Annotated in this window: 17 protein-coding genes and 2 tRNA genes; 13 read left to right on the plus strand and 6 right to left on the minus strand. The window is 63.7% G+C overall.

Going from position 1 to position 20687, the window contains the following annotated elements; all coding sequences use genetic code 11:
* The first annotated feature begins 74 nt into the window (after window positions 1-74).
* Window positions 75-150, plus strand: a tRNA-Phe gene (locus tag AC07VI_RS22455).
* A gap of 50 nt (window positions 151-200) precedes the next feature.
* Here AC07VI_RS22455 and AC07VI_RS22460 read toward each other — a convergent pair.
* From AC07VI_RS22460 to AC07VI_RS22470, 3 genes are all read right to left on the minus strand, one after another.
* Window positions 201-416 carry a hypothetical protein gene (locus tag AC07VI_RS22460; RefSeq protein WP_086145589.1) on the minus strand — a complete coding sequence of 72 codons (216 nt, stop codon included), beginning with the start codon at window positions 414-416 and terminating at the stop codon, window positions 201-203.
* A gap of 133 nt (window positions 417-549) precedes the next feature.
* Entirely contained in the window at window positions 550-1101 is a 552-nt protein-coding gene (locus tag AC07VI_RS22465; protein ID WP_492992397.1) for a DUF6861 domain-containing protein, read from the minus strand.
* A gap of 234 nt (window positions 1102-1335) precedes the next feature.
* A complete protein-coding gene (locus AC07VI_RS22470) occupies window positions 1336-1875 on the minus strand; it encodes a DUF2058 domain-containing protein (RefSeq protein WP_034753528.1) in 540 nt (179 codons plus the stop codon).
* A gap of 266 nt (window positions 1876-2141) precedes the next feature.
* Here AC07VI_RS22470 and AC07VI_RS22475 point away from each other — a divergent pair, with 266 nt between their 5' ends.
* The 4 genes from AC07VI_RS22475 to AC07VI_RS22490 all read left to right on the plus strand — a co-directional run bounded on the left by AC07VI_RS22475 (window position 2142) and on the right by AC07VI_RS22490 (window position 7740).
* A complete protein-coding gene (locus AC07VI_RS22475; protein ID WP_492992395.1) occupies window positions 2142-2447 on the plus strand; it encodes a PsiF family protein in 306 nt (101 codons plus the stop codon).
* Between the two features lie 129 nt (window positions 2448-2576).
* Window positions 2577-2855 carry an energy transducer TonB gene (locus tag AC07VI_RS22480; protein WP_086145586.1) on the plus strand — a complete coding sequence of 93 codons (279 nt, stop codon included), beginning with the start codon at window positions 2577-2579 and terminating at the stop codon, window positions 2853-2855.
* A 113-nt stretch (window positions 2856-2968) separates the two neighbouring features.
* A complete protein-coding gene (locus AC07VI_RS22485) occupies window positions 2969-5245 on the plus strand; it encodes a putative bifunctional diguanylate cyclase/phosphodiesterase (RefSeq protein WP_492992393.1) in 2277 nt (758 codons plus the stop codon).
* 92 nt (window positions 5246-5337) lie between these two features.
* Window positions 5338-7740 carry a S9 family peptidase gene (locus AC07VI_RS22490; protein WP_492992391.1) on the plus strand — a complete coding sequence of 801 codons (2403 nt, stop codon included), beginning with the start codon at window positions 5338-5340 and terminating at the stop codon, window positions 7738-7740.
* Between the two features lie 94 nt (window positions 7741-7834).
* Here AC07VI_RS22490 and AC07VI_RS22495 read toward each other — a convergent pair whose 3' ends face one another.
* A complete protein-coding gene (locus AC07VI_RS22495) occupies window positions 7835-8830 on the minus strand; it encodes a cytochrome-c peroxidase (RefSeq protein ID WP_086145583.1) in 996 nt (331 codons plus the stop codon).
* Window positions 8831-9035: 205 nt separating this feature from the next.
* Here AC07VI_RS22495 and AC07VI_RS22500 point away from each other — a divergent pair, with 205 nt between their 5' ends.
* On the plus strand, window positions 9036-9464 hold the full coding sequence (locus tag AC07VI_RS22500) for a hypothetical protein (RefSeq protein ID WP_099420872.1): 429 nt from the start codon (window positions 9036-9038) through the stop codon (window positions 9462-9464).
* A 41-nt stretch (window positions 9465-9505) separates the two neighbouring features.
* On the opposite strand, the gene AC07VI_RS22505 is transcribed toward AC07VI_RS22500, so the two are convergent.
* The gene (locus AC07VI_RS22505) at window positions 9506-10276 is read right to left on the minus strand and encodes a hypothetical protein (RefSeq protein ID WP_226936316.1); all 771 of its coding nucleotides are present in this window, start codon (window positions 10274-10276) and stop codon (window positions 9506-9508) included.
* 119 nt (window positions 10277-10395) lie between these two features.
* Here AC07VI_RS22505 and AC07VI_RS22510 point away from each other — a divergent pair.
* The 5 genes from AC07VI_RS22510 (at window position 10396) to AC07VI_RS22530 (ending at window position 17073) form a co-directional block, all read left to right on the plus strand.
* Window positions 10396-10471: transfer RNA gene (locus AC07VI_RS22510), tRNA-Phe, on the plus strand.
* Window positions 10472-11247: 776 nt separating this feature from the next.
* Window positions 11248-13581 (plus strand): PKD domain-containing protein, encoded by a 2334-nt coding sequence (locus AC07VI_RS22515; protein ID WP_492992388.1) that lies wholly within the window; start codon window positions 11248-11250, stop codon window positions 13579-13581.
* Window positions 13582-13906: 325 nt separating this feature from the next.
* Complete coding sequence (locus AC07VI_RS22520) at window positions 13907-14239, plus strand: hypothetical protein (RefSeq protein WP_099375231.1); 333 nt, start codon at window positions 13907-13909, stop codon at window positions 14237-14239.
* Window positions 14240-14382: 143 nt separating this feature from the next.
* Window positions 14383-16752 carry an acyl-CoA dehydrogenase gene (locus AC07VI_RS22525; RefSeq protein ID WP_086145578.1) on the plus strand — a complete coding sequence of 790 codons (2370 nt, stop codon included), beginning with the start codon at window positions 14383-14385 and terminating at the stop codon, window positions 16750-16752.
* Between the two features lie 72 nt (window positions 16753-16824).
* Window positions 16825-17073, plus strand: coding sequence for a DUF1059 domain-containing protein (locus AC07VI_RS22530; protein ID WP_086145577.1), 249 nt, complete (start codon window positions 16825-16827; stop codon window positions 17071-17073).
* Window positions 17074-17102: 29 nt separating this feature from the next.
* Here the strand turns inward: AC07VI_RS22530 and AC07VI_RS22535 are convergent, their stop codons facing one another.
* Entirely contained in the window at window positions 17103-18311 is a 1209-nt protein-coding gene (locus tag AC07VI_RS22535) for a TCR/Tet family MFS transporter (RefSeq protein ID WP_086145576.1), read from the minus strand.
* Window positions 18312-18416: 105 nt separating this feature from the next.
* On the opposite strand from AC07VI_RS22535, the gene AC07VI_RS22540 reads away from it, so the two are divergent.
* Window positions 18417-19055 (plus strand): TetR/AcrR family transcriptional regulator, encoded by a 639-nt coding sequence (locus AC07VI_RS22540; protein ID WP_099375290.1) that lies wholly within the window; start codon window positions 18417-18419, stop codon window positions 19053-19055.
* A gap of 190 nt (window positions 19056-19245) precedes the next feature.
* A complete protein-coding gene (locus AC07VI_RS22545) occupies window positions 19246-20634 on the plus strand; it encodes an FAD-binding oxidoreductase (RefSeq protein ID WP_492996247.1) in 1389 nt (462 codons plus the stop codon).
* Window positions 20635-20687 lie beyond the last annotated feature (53 nt).

Consider the following 20687-nt stretch of genomic DNA (forward strand, 5'->3'; position numbering starts at 1 on the left):
CCATGCAGGAAATCCGGGAAAAGTCGCAGCCGGCTCTTGCATTCCCGTTTTGGTCTGCTATAATTCGCCACCTTGGCCTGGTAGCTCAGTCGGTAGAGCAGAGGATTGAAAATCCTTGTGTCGGTGGTTCGATTCCGCCCCGGGCCACCAAGAATTCGTAATACGTTCAAAAACGCCACCTTCGGGTGGCGTTTTTGCGTTTATCGTCCCATCCCGCTTTCAAGCCGAGCATCGCGCTGCCGCGCCAGCGACAAGGCCTTCTGCGGCTCTTGATTCAATGAATCCGGCAACGCGACCACAGCCTGCTCGATGGCTTGCCATTCATGCAGATGGCTGCGAAAGTAGCCGATGTCGATATGAGAATTCCTCAAGCCGTGCAGGAAAATATCGTGCGAGCAGCGGGGATTAATGACCAACTTACGCGCTTCTTCAACGCGTTCGCTCTTTCCGTACCGGGATCGGGAAAAAAATCCGGATCGCAGACAACCTGCGTTTCTATCCGTTTGCGCGATGGGTATAAATACAAGTCCTTTTCATAAAACACCGTGATCACATCGTGCCGCACGCGCTGCGGCAGATCGTTGTGCTCATCACTCTCCCAAGCTGATCTGCCCGCACCTGTGCATAACCGCTGGCAATGACGCCGCTGATGGTGTCATTGCGCACGACACCCAGCGCCAGCCGCGCATAACGGTCGCCGCCGGCGGCCAGATAGTTCCAGTAGGCTTCACGGTTGCCCTGGGCCGCGTAGAAGCGCAGGATTTCCATGTCGCGCGCGACCTTGCTTGCGTTTGCCACCACGCCTTTGACGGCAGTGGCCGGCGCGGTGCGCGCCAGCATGGCAGGCGCCGTCTCGATAGCCGCCGTTCGCGCCTGCAAGGACGGATGCCTGGCCAGCGCCAGTTCATTGCGCGCTAGCCACACGGCGACCTTGGGGCCGAGCCGCGCATTGTGCATGGCGGCGCCGAGTATGGCTTGCCGCCGCATGCTGCCATGGCGTAAACCGAGGCTCACGCTGTGCAGCATGGCGATGACGGCGAGCGCATGGCCATGGGCGAAATCGGCGGCAACCATGCTGGCATGGGGCGCTGGGCGATGCAAGTCAGACACCACAAAGCCGGCGTCCGCAGGTCACGCTCGGCTTGCTGATCGAGCGCCACCAGCATGGCATGCAGGCGCGAGCGGTCATAGGAAAGTATCGTCATGGCATGCCCGATGGGAAGATTCCCACAGCATGCCGCGCTGGGCTGTGCCGACCTTGAGCAGCCTCAGCGATTGCTCTTATTTTCTTGCTTGCAGCATCTGCATTCGTGTCTCAATGCTGCAAGCGCGGCCTTACCACATCAAATCGTCAGGAATCTGGAACGCCGCGTACGGATCGTCTTCGTCCACTTCCGTGCTGGCCTGTTTCACGCGCACGACGATGGCCGGGTCGCGTTCGGCGATCTTGTCGGCGATGATGCGCGGCACCAGTTCCACGGCGCCGCCCAGGCAGACGATCACCAGGCGGCCCGCCACCAGATGCGCCTGCACGGCGGCCGTCACGTAGATGCGCTCGATCTTGTTGTTGAACGTGAAGTTATATGGCACGTCGCCGTTGTTGCCCTTGCTCTGGCGGTTCTTTTGCACCATTTGCGCGATCTGCGCCACGATGGCTTTCTGGTTGGCGGCCGCATCGCGCTGGGCGTTCAGTTCGCGTGCGCGCTCGGCATTCTTGCGCTGCGTCTCGAGCGCGGCCAGGCGCACCTCGTCGACGCTCTGCGTGCCGCTCTTGCGCTCGTCCTTTTTTTGCTTGCTCTTGTCCTGGTTGGCCAATTTGACCTTCTTCTTGTCGACCAGGCCGGCCTTTAAAAACTGCTCTTGCAACGAGACCATAACTACTCCGTATTGAGGGTGCGCCGGCCAAGGCAGCGGCATCGGCCGGTGGAAAGACGCTAGCATAGCAAAAAATGGGACCGCTGCCGCCGCAGAATGGCGGCCCTGGCCAGCGGGCGGGCGCCTGGCGCCTGGCAGTAACAAAAAGACACACTCAATTCGAAATCTTGTTGATAAATGTCATATAGTTAGTTACGTTTTGCATATCGGCACTTCCGTGCCGATTGCATGCCCCCTTCCACCGCCAGCGTCTACAAGGATTTGCCATGAAACAATTAATCGCCCTCTGCATCGCCGCCGCGTTTGCCGGTACCGCCTTTGCCGCCGCACCGGAAGCGGCGCCCGTCGCCAAGACGGCGCAGCAATCGAAAATGACCACCTGCAATGCCGATGCCGCTGGCAAGAAAGGCGATGAACGCAAAACCTTCATGAAGGAATGCCTGAGCGCCAAGCCGGCGCCGGCCATGACCCAGCAAAACAAGATGAAGGCGTGCAATGCCGACGCCAAGGACATGAAGGGCGACGCCCGTAAGACTTTCATGAAAGAATGCCTGAGCGCACCGAAGAAATAAGCGCCGGTTCGAAGCGCCACTGTGCGCTTCACCGCGCAGTGCCAGCCTGAAGGCTGGCTTTTTTTTTTGCTCCCACCATTTGGAGTTGCCTCTTGCCCTGTCGCCTGTCTCCTTCCTCCGCCGGCCAGCATGCCGGCCGGCTGCACGCCGCCAGCCTGGCCCGCGGGCGCAAAACGGCGCGGCGCCCAAGGCCGGGTGACCTTGCACTGCACGGTGCAGGCAGACGGCAAGGTCAGCGCAGCGGCAGTCATCCGGTCCAGCGGCTATCCCGCCATCGACGAGGCGGCCCGCGATGCGTTGGCCAAATGCATTTTCCAGCCGGAAACACTGGACGGCCAGCCCGTTGCCTGCAAGGTGATCATGCCCTACCAATGGATCAATGAATCGGCCGGCAACACTGAACGCTGAACGCCGGCGATCATGATGAATGATCAAGATGACATGGAGAAAGATAGCGCGTAGTATTTAATCAACCTACTGCTCAGTACGGTTACACGGCATTCTGGAGAAAGGACGGCAGCGTGGCGGCGTCGAACGATCTCGCGCACTGGCGCGGCCAGGTCTTTGACCGCCTGCTGCAGGCGGTGTTGCTGCTCGGCTTCGTCACGGCCATTCCCAGTGCGTTGCTGGCCGCCAGCGAAGCGATCTGGTCCATCGTCGCCCTCGACTTGCTGGGCATCGGCTGGATCGGCGTCCTCTGGCATCTGCGCGCCATGCCCTACCGCTGGCGCGTGTGGCAATTCCTCATCGTCGCCTACCTGGTAGGCGTGGGCCTGCTGCTGAAAATCGGTCCCGTCAGCCAGATCTACATGATGCTCATGCCCGTGCTGGCGGCACTGCTGCTGGGCATGCGGCCAGCCTTGTCGACCCTGGTCCTGACCTCGCTGACCATTTTTTTCCTCGGCCTGCACCCCGACGTCGCCCTGCGCCTGCCGGGCACGCCCGATTCCCCCGTGCTGCGCGCCCTGATCGTGGCCCTGAACTTCCTGTTCATCGCCGCCGTGCTGACCCTGTCCTGCGCCTTCCTGCTGCGCCACCTGGAAGACAGCAGCCAGGCCCTGTCGCAGTTGAACGCCGAGCTGCGCCTGACGGCCACGGCGCTGGCCCGCCTGAACGACATGGTGATGATCGCCGAAGTGGCCGACGCCCCGCCTGCCCCCTCCCTCGGCGCCGGTGCGGCGCCGGCCACGCGCATCATCTTCGTCAACGACGCCTTCGAGCGCAGCAGCGGCTATGCGCGCGCCGAGGTACTGGGCCGCAGCCTGCTGTTCCAGCAGGGCCCTGCCACCGACGCGGACGAACTGGCGCGCGTCGCCGCCGCCATGGCCAGCGCCCAGCCGGCCAGGGCGGAGTTGCTGAACTACAACAAGGCCGGCAAGGCGTATTGGGTGGAAGCGGAGCTGGTGCCGTTTGCGGATGCGGACGGCAGGCAGACGCACTGGGTGGCCGTCGAGCGGGAAATCGGCGAGCGCAAGAAATCGGAAGCGGACATCCACCGCCTGGCCTTCTACGACGTGCTGACGGGCTTGCCCAACCGGCGCCTGCTGATGGACCGCCTCGACCACCTGCTGGCCGCCGCGCCGCGCGACCATACCATCAGCGCGCTGCTGTTCATCGACCTCGACCACTTCAAGCACATCAACGACGCGCGCGGCCACGCCACCGGCGACGCGCTGCTGCGCATGGCCGGCGAACGCCTGGCGCAGCTGATGCGCAAGGCCGACACCGTGGCGCGCATCGGCGGCGATGAATTCGTGGTGCTGCTGGCGCACCTGGCCGATGACCTGGACAGCGCCGCCCGCCCGGCGTCCCAGGTGGCCGAAAAAATCCGCGCCGCCATCGCCCGCGACTTCGACATCGCCGGCCAGTCCTACCACTGCTCGGCCAGCATCGGCGTGACCCTGCTGCCGAAAGCGCAGCTGCAGGCGCACGACCTGCTGCGCGAAGCGGACATCGCCATGTACCGCGCCAAGGCGGAAGGGCGCAACGGCATCGCCTTCTTTGAAGCGGCCATGCAGGCTGGCGTGGAGCGCCGCCTGACGCTGGAACGGGCGCTGGCGCGCGCCCTCGACCTGGGCGAACTGCGCATGCACGCGCAGCCGCAGGTCGACCGCCACGGCCGGGTGACGGGCGCCGAATTGCTGATGCGCTGGCCGCAGGCGGACGGCAGCCATATCGCGCCGGACGTCTTCATCCCCATCGCCGAGGAATCGGGGCTGATCGTCAGACTGGGCAACTGGGCCCTGCGCGAAGCGTGCCGCGCCGCCACGGTGCTGGCGCAGGCCGGGCAGCCCGTCGCCCTGTCCGTGAATGTCAGCCCGGCCCAGTTCCGCCAGCCCGATTTCGCCGCCCGCGTGCAGGCGGCGCTGGCCGAACACGGCACGCCGGCCGCCGCCCTGATCCTGGAGCTGACGGAAGGCTTGCTGATCGACCAGCGCGACGCCTCGCTGGCGCGCATGCGCGACTTGGCCGCCCTGGGCATCCGTTTTTCCATCGACGACTTCGGCACCGGCTATTCCAGCCTCGCCTACCTGACCTCGATGCCGCTGTACGAACTGAAAATCGACAAGCGCTTCATCGACGACACGCCGCGCAACGCGCACGACACGGCCATCGTGCAAGCCATCCTGGCCATGGCGCGCCACCTGGGCTTGCGCGTGGTAGCCGAGGGCGTCGAAACGCAGGAGCAGGCCGACTTCCTGATCGCCCATGATTGCGACGGCTTGCAGGGCTACCTGTATGCGCAAGCGATGCCGCTCGATGACTTTGTCACCTGGCTGGCGGTGCCCAGGACTTAGCTTTCCGACATTTCCTGCGTGAAACTCCTCCGCTAGAATACCGGCCTCATAGCCTGCACCTTCACCATCCCCTTTTCTTAAAGCGATCCCCGATGCGTCTGGTTCTTCCCCTGTTGGCCCGTCCTCTGCTGCTCACCTTGCTGGCCGCCGCCCTGCCCGCCGCCCATGCGGCCCCTTCCACCGCTGTCCCCACGCCAATCACGCTGGACCAGGCCATGGCCGATCCCGACTGGATCGGCACCCCCGTCGAAGCGGCATGGTGGGGCTGGAATGGCCAGCTGTATTACAAGCAAAAGCGCCTCGGTTCGCCCCTGCGCGACACGTTTCAGGTAGCCGGTGCAAACGCCACGCTCAATAGCGGCAAGAAGGTTGACGATGCGCAATTGGCGAACCTCGATGGCCAGCAAATGGTCGTCAACCGGGCCGGCACGCGCGCCATCCTGCTGCGCAACGGCGACCTGTTCGAGCGCGACCTGAAAAACGGCGCCTTGATCCAGATCACGCGGGGCGTCTCCGCCATCAGCGACCCGCAGTATTGCGCCGACGGCGGCGCCGTGCAATACCGCAGCGGCAACGACTGGTTCAGCTGGAGCCGCGCTGACCGCCTGAGCGCCCCCGTCGCCCTGCTGCGCGCGGCCAAGGACCCGGACGCCAGGCCGGAAGCGGACGCCCTGCGCGAGCTGCAGCTGCGCCTGATCGTCAACCTGGCGCGCCAGAAGCAAGACCGCGATGCGAGCCGCGAGCGCCGCCACGAAGAGCGCCGCCTGGACGCCACGCGCGCGCCGGAACCGATCTACCTGGGAGATAAAGTGACGATTTCCGGCAGCGCCCTGTCGCCGGATGGCCGCTGGCTGCTGTTCGTCACGCAGGACAAGGCCGCCGAAAAGGGCAAGCTGGGCAAACTGGCCCGCTACGTCACGGAAACGGGCTACCCGGAAGCGGACGACGAACGCACGCGCGTGGGCCGCAACATGCCGATCGCGCAAAGCCTGAAACTGGCGGACTTGCGCACGGGCCAGGTGCGCGACATCGCCTTCGACAGCCTGCCCGGCATCGCCACCGACCCGCTGGCCTCCCTGCGCGACGAACAGAAGCTGCCGCCGCTGAAAGGCAACCGTCCCGTGCGCATCGACGCCCAGCGCGACGGCATCGCCTGGAGCGCCGACGGCAGCAAGGTTGCCGTGCGCGTGCGCGCCATCGACAACAAGGACGGCTGGCTCGCCACCGTCGACCTGGCCAACGCCGCCCTGGTGCCGGCGCACCGCATCAGCGACACGGCCTGGGTCAACCGCCGCGCCGAGGAATTCGGCTGGCTGCCCGACAACGCCACCCTGTGGTATCTGTCCGAGGAAAGCGGCTACGCCCACCTGTACGCGAAAACGGGCGCGGCCCCGGCGCGCGCATTGACGCAAGGCAAATGGGAAGTGAGCGCCGTCGAATGGAGCCGCGACGGCAAGAATGCCTATTTTATGTGCAACCGGCAGGCACCTGGCACGTATGAAGTATGCGCCAGCACGGCCAGCGATGGCGGCGCGCGCGAAGTGACGAATCTGAAAGGCGTGGAAAACTTCGGCCTGTCGCCCGATGGCCGCAAGCTGCTGCTGCGCTATTCGACCAGCTACCTGCCGGCCCAGCTGGCCACGATTCCTGTCTCCGGCGGCAAGGCGACCATCCTGACGGACACGCGCAGCGAGGCCTTCAAGGCGCGCAACTGGGTCATGCCGGAACTGGTGCAAGTGCCGTCCACGCATGGCGCGGCGCCGATCTGGGCCAAGCTGTACAAGCCAAGGCAGCTGGAAGCGGGCAAGCAGTATCCTATCGTCATGTTCGCCCACGGCGCCGGCTACCTGCAGAATGTGACCGAGCGCTACCCCGTGTATTTCCGCGAGCAGATGTTCCACAACCTGCTGGTGGAGCAAGGCTACATCGTGCTCGACGTCGACTACCGCGCCTCGATGGGCTATGGCAGCGCCTGGCGCACGGCCATCTACCGCCAGATGGGCCATCCGGAACTGGAAGACTTCATCGACGGCGCCAACTGGCTGGCAGCCCGGCACCAGGGCGACATCAAGAACGTGGGCATCTATGGCGGCAGCTATGGCGGCTTCATGAGCCTGATGGCCCTGATGCGCGCGCCGGAGATCTTCAAGTCCGGCGCCGCCCTGCGTCCCGTGACGGACTGGACCACGTACAACCACGAATACACGGCCAACATCCTGAACACGCCGGACGTCGATCCGCAGGCGTATAAAATTTCGTCGCCGATCGAATACGCCGACAAGCTGACGGGCAACCTCCTGATCGCCCACGGCATGATCGACGATAACGTGTTTTACCAGGATTCCGTGCGCCTGTCGCAGCGCTTGATCGAGCTCAAAAAGGACAACTGGGAAATGGCCAGCTACCCGATGGAGCGCCACGGCTTCGTGCAGCCGGAAGCGTGGTATGACGAGTACCGCCGCATTTATCAGCTGTTCCAGCGCACGCTGAAGTAAACGAAGCAATCACAATGCCCGCCAAACGCGGGCATTGTTTTAACCCCACAGCAAAAAGTCCGGTGCCGGCCCCTGCCGACGGGTTGGCAAGCACTCAGTCAAACGGCACGGGCCGCGGCGTCGTGTCACTCGATGGCGGCAGGATCGGCAGCACGATGTGCGGCTGCCTGCCCGTCAGGGTCTTCAGGAAGGCGACCAGTTTCGCGTTTTCATCGGGCGTGAAGGTGCGGCCCAGCTGCAGACGTCCCATCACGTCAACGGCCTGCGTCAGGGTCGCCGCTTCGCCATCGTGGAAGTAGGGATACGTCAATTCCACGTTGCGCAGGGTCGGCACCTTGAAATTGAAGCGGTCGGCATCCTTGCCCGTCACGGCCGCGCGGCCCTCGGTCGTCATGGCCGTCTTGTACGGCGCAACGATACCCATTTTCTGGAAGGAATTGCCGCCCACGGCGGGGCCGTTATGACAGGCGATGCAGCCGCTGGATTTAAATAGCTGGTAGCCGGCCAGCTCATCTTTTGTCAGCGCGCTTTTCTTGCCCATCAGCCATTGGTCGAAGCGGGAACCGGGCGTCACCAGCACTTCCTCGAAGGCGGCGATGGCGCGCGTGACTTGCTCGATAGTCAACTTATCCTGGCCAAACACTTGCCGAAATTCCGCGCGGTAGGCGGGAATCGAGGCCAGCACGTCAATGGCCAGCTCGTGCGTAAAAGCCATCTCGCCGGGATTGGCGATGGGGCCGCCCGCCTGCTCCTGCAAATCCCTGGCGCGGCCATCCCACATCTGCGCCAGGTTCATGCCGGCATTGAGCACGGTGGGTGAATTGATCGGTCCGCGCTGCCAGTTGTGGCCGATCGAAGTCTTGATATTGTCCGTGCCGCCCATGCTCAGGTTGTGGCAGCTGTTGCAGGAAATAAAACCCGAGCGCGACAGGCGCGGATCGAAAAACAGTTTCTTGCCCAGCTCGACCATCGCCGGATTGGCGACCTTGGCGGCAATGATAGGCTGGATCGGCTCCTTCTCGGCGGCCTGCAGGACACTGCCGAAAGCCAGGCTGGCGATGAAGAGGAAGGGTGACATGGTGCGGCGCATATAAGCTCCTTAAGCATTCCCGAATCGGCGGCGCGTACCGGTGCGGGAATGCAGCGCACCGGCCCGGTTGCCACCCGTACATCGCAGGTTGGATGTTGATTTATATTAACTTTGACTGGTTGGCAATGAAAATGACCGGGATCAAGCATCTGCCAGCACGCGAATCGCGCTTGCCATTTCAGCAATCGTGGCACATGATGAAGCCATGCATACCTCCACCTATTTCCCCCTGCTGCGCGCCGCGTGCGCCGGCATCCTGCTGCTGGCCACCAGCGCCTGCGGCAGCGCCCCCGCACAAGATGCGCCGCCCGCGCCGGGCAATGCCGGCTTGCTGGCGCAAATCCAGGCGGAAGTGGGCGCCGCCTCCTGCGATTCCACCCAGCAATGCCAAACCATTGCCATCGGCGCCAAGGCCTGCGGCGGCCCCGAGCGCTACCTGGCCTGGTCCAGCAAAAGCAATGACGGCAAGAAACTCAAGGCCTTGGCCCAGGCGCAAGCCGAGGCCAGCCGCAAGCAGCAGCAGGCGGACGGCATGATGTCGACCTGCTCCATCGTCACGGACCCGGGCGCCACCTGTGAGGCGGGACGCTGCGTGCTGCAAAAGAGCGGCCTGGGCGGCAGCTCGGCCATGTAAAAAAGCCGCTGGATCAGCGGCTGTTGGGGTTCTGCAACCAGTCAGGACTGCAGCTGCAAGGTCTTGATGATCTTGCTGTCCACCTTCTCGCCCGCGCCCGAGGTGGCATTCCTGCTTTCCTTGCGCAGCAACAATAAGCGGTCGCCGCTGACGCCATACTGGCGCGTTTCGTCTGTCTTTTGCGTAAAGCTGATGACGACAAAGGCGCGCCCGCTCACATCGAAGTGAAAATGGCTGGCCAGCGGCGTGCCGTCGGCGGCGATCCACACGTCGATGCCGCCGTCGAACTTCTTCACATACTTGCGGTCTTTCTCAGGCACCTTGTCGAGCGACAAGGTAAAACTGAGCAGGCGCGCCGGCTTGCCCTTGTAGCTATCGATTTTCTCGCCGCTGAACACGGCTTCCTCGATCTCGCGCGACAGGGAGTCCGCCGCCGACACCATGGAACGCAACTCCGCCGCCTTCATTTCTCCCAGCGCAAAGCCGATCGGCGCCTTGACCTTCGGATCTTTCACCTTGGCGCGCTGCTCGGCTTCCACTTTCGCCAGCAAATCCTTGCCATAGAGCACTTGCAAGCCCGCCGGCCCGCCCTCGACCGCCACCGTGGCCTGGCCGCTATCGTCTTCCGCCGCCTTGCCCTCTCCCTCGCGGCGCCAGGTTTTCGATTCGATCTGCGCCTTCACGGGCGTTTGTCCCTGCAGCCGCGCCAGCGCCGCATTCAGATCGGCCAGCCCATCGGCCCGCGCCGTACCGCAAAACAAACTGAACAAGCCCGCAGCCGCCAGGCCCTGCACTCCAATACGTCGCTGCATCGCCACATCCCTTCAGGTCATACAAGGATGCCAAAACACCATGTTTTGGCCATCTGTTGCATTTGAACACAGCTAGCTCTGGTCAGGTGGAAAGTCTTTCTGCTATAATTCGCCGCCTTGGCCTGGTAGCTCAGTCGGTAGAGCAGAGGATTGAAAATCCTTGTGTCGGTGGTTCGATTCCGCCCCGGGCCACCAAGAATTCAGCAGCACATAGCAAAAAGCCAACCTTCGGGTTGGCTTTTTTGTTTACCGGCTCAAAAGTCTTTGCCCCGCTCCATCCATGGTGTCCGGTAGGCCACCGTACTTCGGGCAACTCCTCTTATTGCTCAGCGTTTATTTGCTCTGCCATACAAACGTGTCGACTTAAAGCTCATTCACGCCACGCCTTCCGTCGCCGCGGAGGACGACCACCTCAAATCAGAGTGCAAGCTTATTCGGTACTTGGCACCCATGCCTTAACCTTTGCAAACATTTTTTCATGCACCGCATCTGTCTCATCGCGGTCGAAGCTGGCAAGTAGAAATGAGAGATCGTTGCTCTTTATCAACTATGGTTTGATGTGCCCACACCGCACTCGGGGATTCAGGAATGATCTTGAATACAAATAAAAGCGTCATTCATTTAACGTCAATCAACATCGGAATTGAAAATCCTTATTTCGATTTCGCTCCGGGCCACCAGCAATTCAGCCGTACATAGCAAAAAGCCAGCCTTCGGCTTGGCTTTTTTTTCAGCGTTGCCCGCTCTCGCTTCGGCCCCATCGCCAGTCACGCAGCGTTACGCACAGCGATAGCTTGCCCAACGCTGTGGTGGGGCACGCCTTCGTCCAATTCATCGGCTCGGATTTGAAACAAGCAATATTGCTCAAAAGATATATAATTTACATCAACAGCCTGACCCTGGCAAAACCAGGCCATTTCAGTACGACGCAAGCACAGGCATCACTTAAAAATTAGAAATGGATAGATTCAATGAAGATACTGGCAACTGTACTTAGTTCGTGCATGCTCGTTGCATGCGGCGGCGGTGGTGGCTCGTCACCGGCTCCTGTCACCCCAACAAGTCTAACAGTCAACGGCACTGCCGCAACGGGGAAGGCCATTGCTGGCGCCACTATTACTGCCAAATGCCAGACAGGCACCGGCAACGCCACGACGCTGGCTGACGGCAGCTACAGCCTTGCCGTAGCCGGCGGAAAACTACCGTGCCTGCTCCAGATCACCGATCCGGCGGATGGCTCAAAATTACACACGCTCGTGCTGGGAAGCGGCAGCGCCGCCACTGCCAACATAACGCCACTAACCGAAATGCTGACGGCGCGGGTACTGGGGAGCGAACCGACGGTCTTCTTTGCCGCGTTTGACGCCACTATTGCCAACAACAAGGTCACTACCACTGCAGTGAAGGCAGCACAGGCTGATGTGGGGACGGTACTCAACGGTGTCGTCGACACGAGTCCGCTCGTTGATTTCCTTGCCACGCCATTGAAAGCCGCGACGCAGGGCAACCCGGCCGGCGGCGATGCGCAGGACAGGCTTCTGGATGCGCTCAGAGTAAAAATCAACGCCGCCCGCCTCACCCAGGTCGTCACCGCGCTGGCCAAGATCACCAATACAGACGCCATCAAGCAAGTCATCGCCGATATTGCGACCGTCCCCCCTGTCGCCCAGGCGGGACCGCTACAAAGCGTGGTGACGGGGACTGTCGTCACGCTCGATGGCAGCGGCAGCTCGGCGGATGCAGGCCGTACGCTCAGCTATGCTTGGACCCTGCCATCCAAACCGGCAGGCAGCACGGCAAGCTTGTCGTCGCCGACCTCAGCAAGGCCCACGTTCACGGTGGATGTGGCTGGCACTTATGTTGCCAGCCTCGTCGTCAACGACGGCAAGGTCAGCAGCAACGCGGCAGCGGTCAGCGTTACAGCCAGCACGGCCAATGCGGCGCCGGTTGCGCACGCGGGCTACGCGCAACAGGTGCTGTCCGGCAGCGTGGTGGAACTCGATGGCAGCGCCAGTTCGGACGCCAATGGCGATGCCTTGACTTTTGCCTGGGAGCTGACGACAAAACCGGCGAACAGCAAGGCCACCTTGTCTTCCGCCAGCTCGGCCAAGAGCACCTTTACCGCCGATGCCAGCGGTTTGTATGTAGCCAAACTCATCGTCAACGATGGCAAGGCGAGCAGTGCGGACGCAACTGTTACTGTCACCGCCAGCGCCGTCGACAACTCCGGCCCCAACGTGTCGGCCATCACTGTCACCCCCGCTATCGTTGACGTCTCGCAGACAAGTCAACAGGTGACGGCCACCGTCAGCGTGACAGACGCCACCGGCGTCAATCTCAACGCCCTGCCCGCCCCCCATTGGTACAACGTCGCCGACATCGGCGGCACCCGCATCAACAGCCAATGGAAACTGGCGTCCGGCGACGCGAAGCATGCCACCTTCAGTTCGACGGTGACGATCCCCACAGGCGCCAAAGCGGGCGAATGGGTGGTCGGCTCGCTCGCCTTCCGTGACGTATTAGACTATACGAGTACAAATGGCGGCTACAGCCAGGGTTTCACCGTGCAAAGCAATGGGCTCAGCGACACGTCAGGGCCCGCCGTTTCTGCCATCACTGTCACCCCCGCCATCGTTGACGTCTCGCAGACAAGTCAACAGGTGACGGCCACCGTCAGCGTGACAGACGCCACCGGCGTCAATCTCAACGCCCTGCCCGCCCCCCATTGGTACAACGTCGCCGACATCGGCGGCACCCGCATCAACAGCCAATGGAAACTGGCGTCCGGCGACGCGAAGCATGCCACCTTCAGTTCGACGGTGACGATCCCCGCAGGCGCCAAAGCGGGCGAATGGGTGGTCGGCTCGCTCGCCTTCCGTGACGTATTAGACTATACGAGTACAAATGGCGGCTACAGCCAGGGTTTCACCGTGCAAAGCAATGGGCTCAGCGACACCTCAGGGCCCGCCGTTTCTGCCATCACTGTCACCCCCGCCATCGTTGACGTCTCGCAGACAAGTCAACAGGTGACGGCCACCGTCAGCGTGACAGACGCCACCGGCGTCAATCTCAACGCCCTGCCCGCCCCCTATTGGTACAACATCGCCGACAACGGCGGCACCCGCATCAACAGCCAATGGGAGCTGGCGTCCGGCGACGCGAAGCATGCCACCTTCAGTTCGACGGTGACGATCCCCGCAGGCGCCAAAGCGGGCGAATGGCTGGTCGGCTCGCTCGCCTTCCGTGACGTATTAGACTATACGAGTACAAATGGCGGCCACGACAAGAGTTTCACCGTTAAATAAGCGCATCGGGCAGCACCAGGCTCCAAGTCACGGTGCTGCCGCTCCCAGCTGAACAGCCACAGCCAACCTTCAGGTTGGCTTTTTTGTTTGTTCTGGCATAAAACCGCCATCCCGCCCGCCGCTATGTACGCAAACGAACGGACTGCGGCCGCCCAAGCGGCCATGCTGCAGGCAGACCATCACTTTCCCTCCCGCCGCCAGCGCCCTGCGCGACACGGCGCAACGGCCACTTGGTCAGCTCTCCCCGCCACACCGCCATGCGAAACTCGCGCCCGACGCCGTCGAGCCGTTCCGTACATTACGGCTCACTGCCAAAGGATGCATCATGAAACCTACTCTGATATTGCTTGCGCTCGCCTCTACCCTCGCCCTGACCGCTTGCCAGCGCGAAGCGCCACCCGCGCCGACCGTCGTACAAGTCGTTCCCGGCCCTGCCGGCGCGCCTGGTCCTGCCGGCGCCACGGGCGCCACGGGCGCTGAAGCGCCTGCCGGCGCGACCGGTGCCACGGGCGCCACGGGCCAGACCGGCGACAGCGGCGCCGCCGGCTACGACGGCGCCAAGGGTGCTGCCGGTGCCCAAGGCAACGATGGCGCCAAGGGCGATGAGGGCGCCAAGGGCAAGACAGGCGACACGGTCATTGTCGTTCCGCAACGTTAATTCCGTTAGCGCCGACGATCACCGGCAAGCTTGTTCCCACGCAAAGCCAACCGATCCGGTTGGCTTTGCGCGTATGCGCAGTACCGCACAGTAACATCGGCCGCTTCGGCCTACCCTGTCGTCATGACACAGGGAGATATCGCATGCTGACGATCATACTGCTGGTGGCCCTGCCGGGCCTGGTTTTACTGTTCGCGCCCGGCCCCGTGCGCCGCGCCCTGATCAGCCCCCGCTTGCTGGCCTTGTTCAAGCGCATCCTGCCAAGCATGTCCGACACGGAACGCGACGCCCTTGAGGCGGGCACAACGTGGTGGGATGCAGAACTGTTTTCCGGCCGGCCCGACTGGTCCAGGCTGCTGGGCTATGGACGCGCCACGCTCAGCGCCGAAGAGCGCCACTTCCTTGAGCATGACGTCGAACGGCTGTGCGAACTGGTCGACGACTGGGAAACGCAGCAGCAACTCGACTTGCCACCGCAAGCCTGGGCCTATATGCAAAGCCAGGGCTTCCTCGGCATGATCATTCCCAAGCAATACGGCGGCAAACAGTTCTCCGCCTATATGCACTCGCAAGTGGTGATGAAACTGTCGAGCCGCTGTTCGGCGCTGGCCGTGACCGTGATGGTGCCCAATTCGCTGGGACCGGCCGAGTTGTTGTTGCACTACGGCACCGAAGAACAGAAAAATTATTATCTGCCGCGCCTGGCCGCCGGCACCGAGATCCCGTGCTTTGCCCTGACCAGCCCGTATGCGGGTTCCGACGCGGCCGCCATCCCCGACCTGGGCGTGGTCTGCATGGGCATGCACGAGGGGAGACCTACGCTGGGTTTGCGCCTCAGCTGGAACAAGCGCTACATCACCCTGGCACCCGTGGCGACCTTGCTGGGACTGGCATTCCGGACCAGCGATCCCGACCACTTGCTCTCCGACAACGATACACCGGGCATCACCTGCGCCCTGATCCCGGCCAGCCACGACGGCGTGGTGATCGGCCGGCGCCACCATCCCTTGAACGCCGCCTTCCAGAACGGCCCCACGTCCGGCAACGATGTCTTCATCCCCATCGACTGGGTCATCGGCGGCCAGGCGCAAGTGGGCAAGGGATGGCGCATGCTGATGGAATGCCTGGCGGCCGGGCGCGCCATCTCGCTGCCCTCGTCCAGCGTGGGCATGGGCAAGATGGCCGTGCGCGGCACCAGCGCATACGCGGCCGTGCGGCGCCAGTTCAACATGCCCATCGGCAAGTTCGAAGGCGTGCAGGAAGCGCTGGCGCGCATGGGCGCCAACCTGTACCTGATGGATGCGGCCCGCACCCTGGCCGCGCACGCCGTCGACCTGGGCGAAAAGCCGGCCGTCATTTCCGCCATCGTCAAATACCACGTCACGGAACGGGGCCGCGCGCTCGTCAACGACGGCATGGACATTCTCGGCGGCAAGGGCATCTGCGTGGGCCCGAACAATTTCCTCGCCAGCGCCTACCAGCAAATCCCCATCGCGATCACGGTCGAAGGCGCCAACATCCTCACGCGCAGCCTGATCATCTTCGGCCAGGGCGCCATCCGCGCGCACCCGTATGTACTGAGGGAAATGGCCGCTGTCAGCGAAAGCGACGGCCGCCAGGCCCTGCGCGATTTCGATGCGGCCTTCTTCGGCCACGTGGGCTTTGTGCTGGGCAACCTGGCGCGGGGGTTGTGGTACGGCCTCGGCGGCGCCCGCCTGGCGGCCGTGCCCGACGCCGGTGCCCCGGCACTGGCGCCCTACTACCGCGCCCTGACGCGGCTGTCGACGGCGTTTGCCGTCATGACGGATATGTCGATGTTCGTGCTCGGTGGCGAACTCAAGCGCCGCGAACGGCTGTCCGCCCGCCTGGGCGACGTGCTGGCGCAGCTGTACCTGGCTTCGTCCGTGCTGAAACGCTACGAGGACGATGGCCGCCCGCCTGCCGACCTGCCCTATGTGCACTGGTCGCTGCAGGACGCGCTGGTGAAAGCCCAGCAGGGCCTGACTGGCGTACTCGACAACTTCCCCGCGCGCGTGCTGGCCGTGCTGCTGCGGGTGCTGCTTTTCCCGTTTGGGCTGCCCCACCGTGCGCCGTCCGATGAACTCGGCGGTGAAGTGACGCAAGCGATGCAAACGCCGGGCGCCGACCGCGAACGCCTGCTGGCCGACGGCTTCGTGGCGCAGGATGCGGCCGATCCCGTGGCCGCTGGCGAGCGGGCGCTGGCCCTGCTGCCGGAAGTGCAGTCCATCGAAAAGCGCCTGAAAGACACGCCCGAAGGCGCGGCCCTGCGGCACCTGCCGCAAAGCCTGTCCGCCATGCAGCCGTGGCTGGCTGCGGCCAAGGCGGCGGGCACCATCAGCTGCCAGGAGCACAATACCTTGCTGGAATATGCGCGCCTGGTTGACGGCTTGATCCAGGTCAACGATTTTGCGCCCGATGCGGCGCATCAGGCTCACAGCGGCGGCGTGCGCCGTCTTGACGACGCGCCGGCCGGCGAGAGCCGCGCGGCCTAGTCCAGGCTGCTTTGCGGCCTATACTGAGATTGAACGGGTGCTGTGCCCGTTCTTTCCAGAAAGGAGTCGATCATGACGCGCAAATTCATCGATTGCCGGGAATTCCCCAGCGACACGCATTGCTCGGTGGCCATTTCGGCCGACAGCGAGGAAGAACTATTGGGCATTGCCGTGGAGCACGCGGTCTCGGTACACCATCACGACGACACGCCGGAGCTGCGCCAGCAGCTGCGTCAGCTGTTCAAGGACGGCATGCCGCCCGAACACCTGCCCATGAGCGGCCAGGCCGTCAGCAGCGGCAGCGCCACGCACACGCACTAGGCGCGCGCCGGTCTTGCCGGATGGATAGTTCAGGACGCCAGCTTGCGGGCTGGCGTTGTAACGTTCAGGGCCAGCACGAGCGGCACGAGCGCCGCATACACGACGATCACCGACAGCCAGACCGCGCCGGGCCAGTATGCGCTGAAGCCGAAATACAGGCTGGAAAACACCAGCGGACACAGCACGGACGCCAGGCTCACGGACGAGGCCAGCACGCCCTGGAACTGGCCCTGCCGCTCGTCGGACACTTGCCGCGTCGCCAGCGACTGCAGGGCCGGACCGCCGAGGCCGCCCAGGGCGAACACGGGCATGATGGCGAAGATCATCCAGCCCCGGCTGGCGAAGGCCATGACGAGCAAGGCCACGCAGGCGCAGGCCACGCCCGCCAGGATGGTGGCGCGCTCGCCCAGCAGTTTCACGGCCGGGCCGGGCAGAAAAGCCTGGGCCAGCGCCTGGCACACGCCGAAGGCGCCCAGCGACAGGCCGATCCACAGCCCGTTCCATTCAAACGCATCGTGGCCCCACAGCGCCCAGCACACGCCATACACTTCGCCGGCCGCGCTGAAGGTAAAGAAGATGGCGGTGATCGGCAGCAAGCTTTTCTGAGACAAAACCCAGCGCAGCGGACGCAGGGGATTCAATGCCGCCAGGTCGATTGTTTCACGCGTGGGCATGCGTGATTCGGGCAGCGCAAACAATGCCAGCAGCAAGTTTCCGGCATTCAAGATGGCCGCCGCCATGAACGGCAGGCGCAGCCCGTAATCGCCGAGCGCGCCACCGAGCACGGGGCCGATGATGAAACCGGCGCCGAACATGGCGTTGAGCAAGCCGAAGCGGCGCGCCCTTGTTTCTTCAGGAGAAATATCGGTGATATAGGCGGCAGCCACGGAAACGTTGGCGCTCGTCAAGCCGGCAATGGCGCGCCCCAGCAGCAGCATCCACAGGCTGGGGGCAAACGCGAGGAACAGGTAATTGACGGCCGCGCCCGCCAAGGAGAGCAGCAGCACGGGGCGCCGGCCCAGGCGGTCGCTCAGCGCGCCCAGCACGGGTGCGAAAACGAACTGCATCAGCGCGTACAGGGCCGTCATGATGCCGATATACGGCGCAACGTTGGCCGCATGCGTGACGTCGCGCAGCAGCGCCGGCAGGATGGGAAAGATCAGGCCGATGCCGACGGCGTCGAGCGCGACGGTGGCGAAGATGAGGGGCAGCGCGGCGACAGGGGGATGGGGCTTCATATACTCAATCTAAATATGTACTCAGTACACAAATAATATGCCCGATAGCCGCGCGCCATCAAGCATTAACTGTACTCAGTACACTTCGTGTATGATCGCAGCAACATGACGATTCCTGCCGACCTCCGCTCCCGCAAACGCCTTGCCACGCGGCAAGCCATCTCGAATGCCGCCACGCGCTTGTTCTTCGTGCACGGCTTCGAGCAGGTGACGGTGGACGAGATCGCGGCGGCCGCCAGCGTGGGGCGCATGACGGTGTTCAACCACTTCCCCCGCAAGGAAGACATGTTCTTCGACCGCGAGGAGGAGGGACGCGAACTGCTGCGCGCCGCGCTGCGCCAGCGCGACCCCGCCGTTTCCCCCATCGAAACCCTGCGCCTGCTGGCGCACCGCCTGGTGGCCGAGGACAGCCCCTACATCGCGTTTTCCGCCGCCGGCCAGGGTTTCATCGCCACCATCGAAGCCAGCGGGACCCTGAAAGCGCGGGCGCGGGCCATCCGCGACGAACTGGCGCACGTGGTCGCGCAAGCGCTGACGGAGAGCACCGGGCGCGACGCGCACGATCCCCTGGCCCGGCTGGCGGCCAGCCTGCTGCTGGCCACCTGGAGCACGGCCCTCATCGAGGCCCACCGCGCCTTCCGCCAACACGGCGACGCACAGCTGGCCAAGGCCGGTTTTCTGGCCCTCGTGGACCAGGGACACGCAGGCTTGAGCGCCGCCATGGCGGGCACGCCTTACGCCTGAGACTTGGCGCAGGACAATCCATCCACTTCCTTTCCTCATTGAGCGGCGCCACTGCTTGCGCACCGCCTGGCAGCTTCCTATCATGAAACCACGCGCTGGCTGTCGCTGCATGCGCGCCGACGCGCCGGAACAGTCCCCCTGTTTTCCGTCACTCTTGCCATAAGCACCTGCAACTGTAGGGAGGTACATGATGAATACCTTGACGAATGGCCATTTCAATGCGCTGCAAGCTTCATTGAGAGGTCAGCTTTTACAAGCGAACGACGCCGGCTACGACGGCGCCCGCACCATCTGGAACGCCATGATCGACCGGCATCCGGCTCTCATCGCGCGCTGCGCCGGCACGGCGGACGTGCGCGCGGCGCTGTCCTGGGCGCGCGACCACGCCATGCCCCTTGCCGTGCGGGGCGGCGGCCACAATATCGCCGGCAGCGCCCTGTGCGACGATGGCCTGGTGATCGACCTGTCGAACATGCGCTCGGTGCATATCGACCCGCGGCAGCGGCGCGCCCATGTCGAAGGCGGGGCCACCTTGCACGACTTCGATCATGAGGCGCAGGCGTTCGGCCTGGCCACGCCGCTGGGCATCAATTCCACCACGGGCGTGGCGGGGCTGGCCCTGGGCGGCGGATTTGGCTGGCTCAGTCGTACGCTGGGACTGGCGGCCGACAATCTGCTGGCGGCCGACATGGTCATGGCCGACGGCCAGTACTTGCATGCCAGCGCAACGGAACATCCCGACCTCTTCTGGGCCATACGTGGCGGCGGCGGCAACTTCGGCGTGGTCACGCGCTTCGAATTCCAGCTGCATCCGGTCGGGCCGGAAGTCACGGCGGGACTCATCGTTTTCCCCTACGCGCAAGCCAAGGCGGTGCTGACGAAATACCGCGATTTCGTCGACGGCATGCCCGATGAACTGACCGTCTGGGCCGTCTTGCGCAAGGCGCCGCCGCTGCCCTTCCTGCCAACGGACGTGCATGGTCAGGACGTGCTCGTGCTGCCCGTCTTTTCGCCGGCGCCGTCGCCGGCCATCGAGGAAGCGATCGAGCGCATCTGCCACTTCGGCCAGCCGCTGGGTATGCACCTGGGCAACATGCCGTACACAGCCTGGCAGCAAGCGTTCGATCCCCTGCTCACGCCGGGCGCGCGCAACTACTGGAAGTCGCATAACTTCGCGCAGCTCAGCGACGCGGCCATCGATACCGTCATCCGCCACGCGGGCCGGCTGCCGACGCCGCAATGCGAAATCTTCCTCGGCCTGCTGGGTGCGCAGGCGAGCCGGCCGGCGCCGCAGGATACGGCCTATCCGCACCGCGACGCCCTGTACGTGATGAACGTGCACACGCGCTGGGACGAACCGGCCGATGACGCGCGCTGCATCGCCTGGGCACGCGACTTCTTCAACGACGCCGCGCCGTATGCGACGGGCAGCGTCTACGTCAATTTCCTGACCGAGGATGAAAGCGGCCGCACGGCCGACGCGTATGGCGTGAACTATCCACGCCTGGCGCGCATCAAGAAACAATACGATCCCGCCAACCTGTTCCGCGCCAACCAGAACATCTGCCCGGCCGCCTAGCCTGGCATGCCGCAGCGCCTTGCAATCCCTTGATCCAGGGCAATGCAATGCGC

It is taken from the genome of Janthinobacterium sp. GW821-FHT03A03 (genome assembly GCF_059421435.1).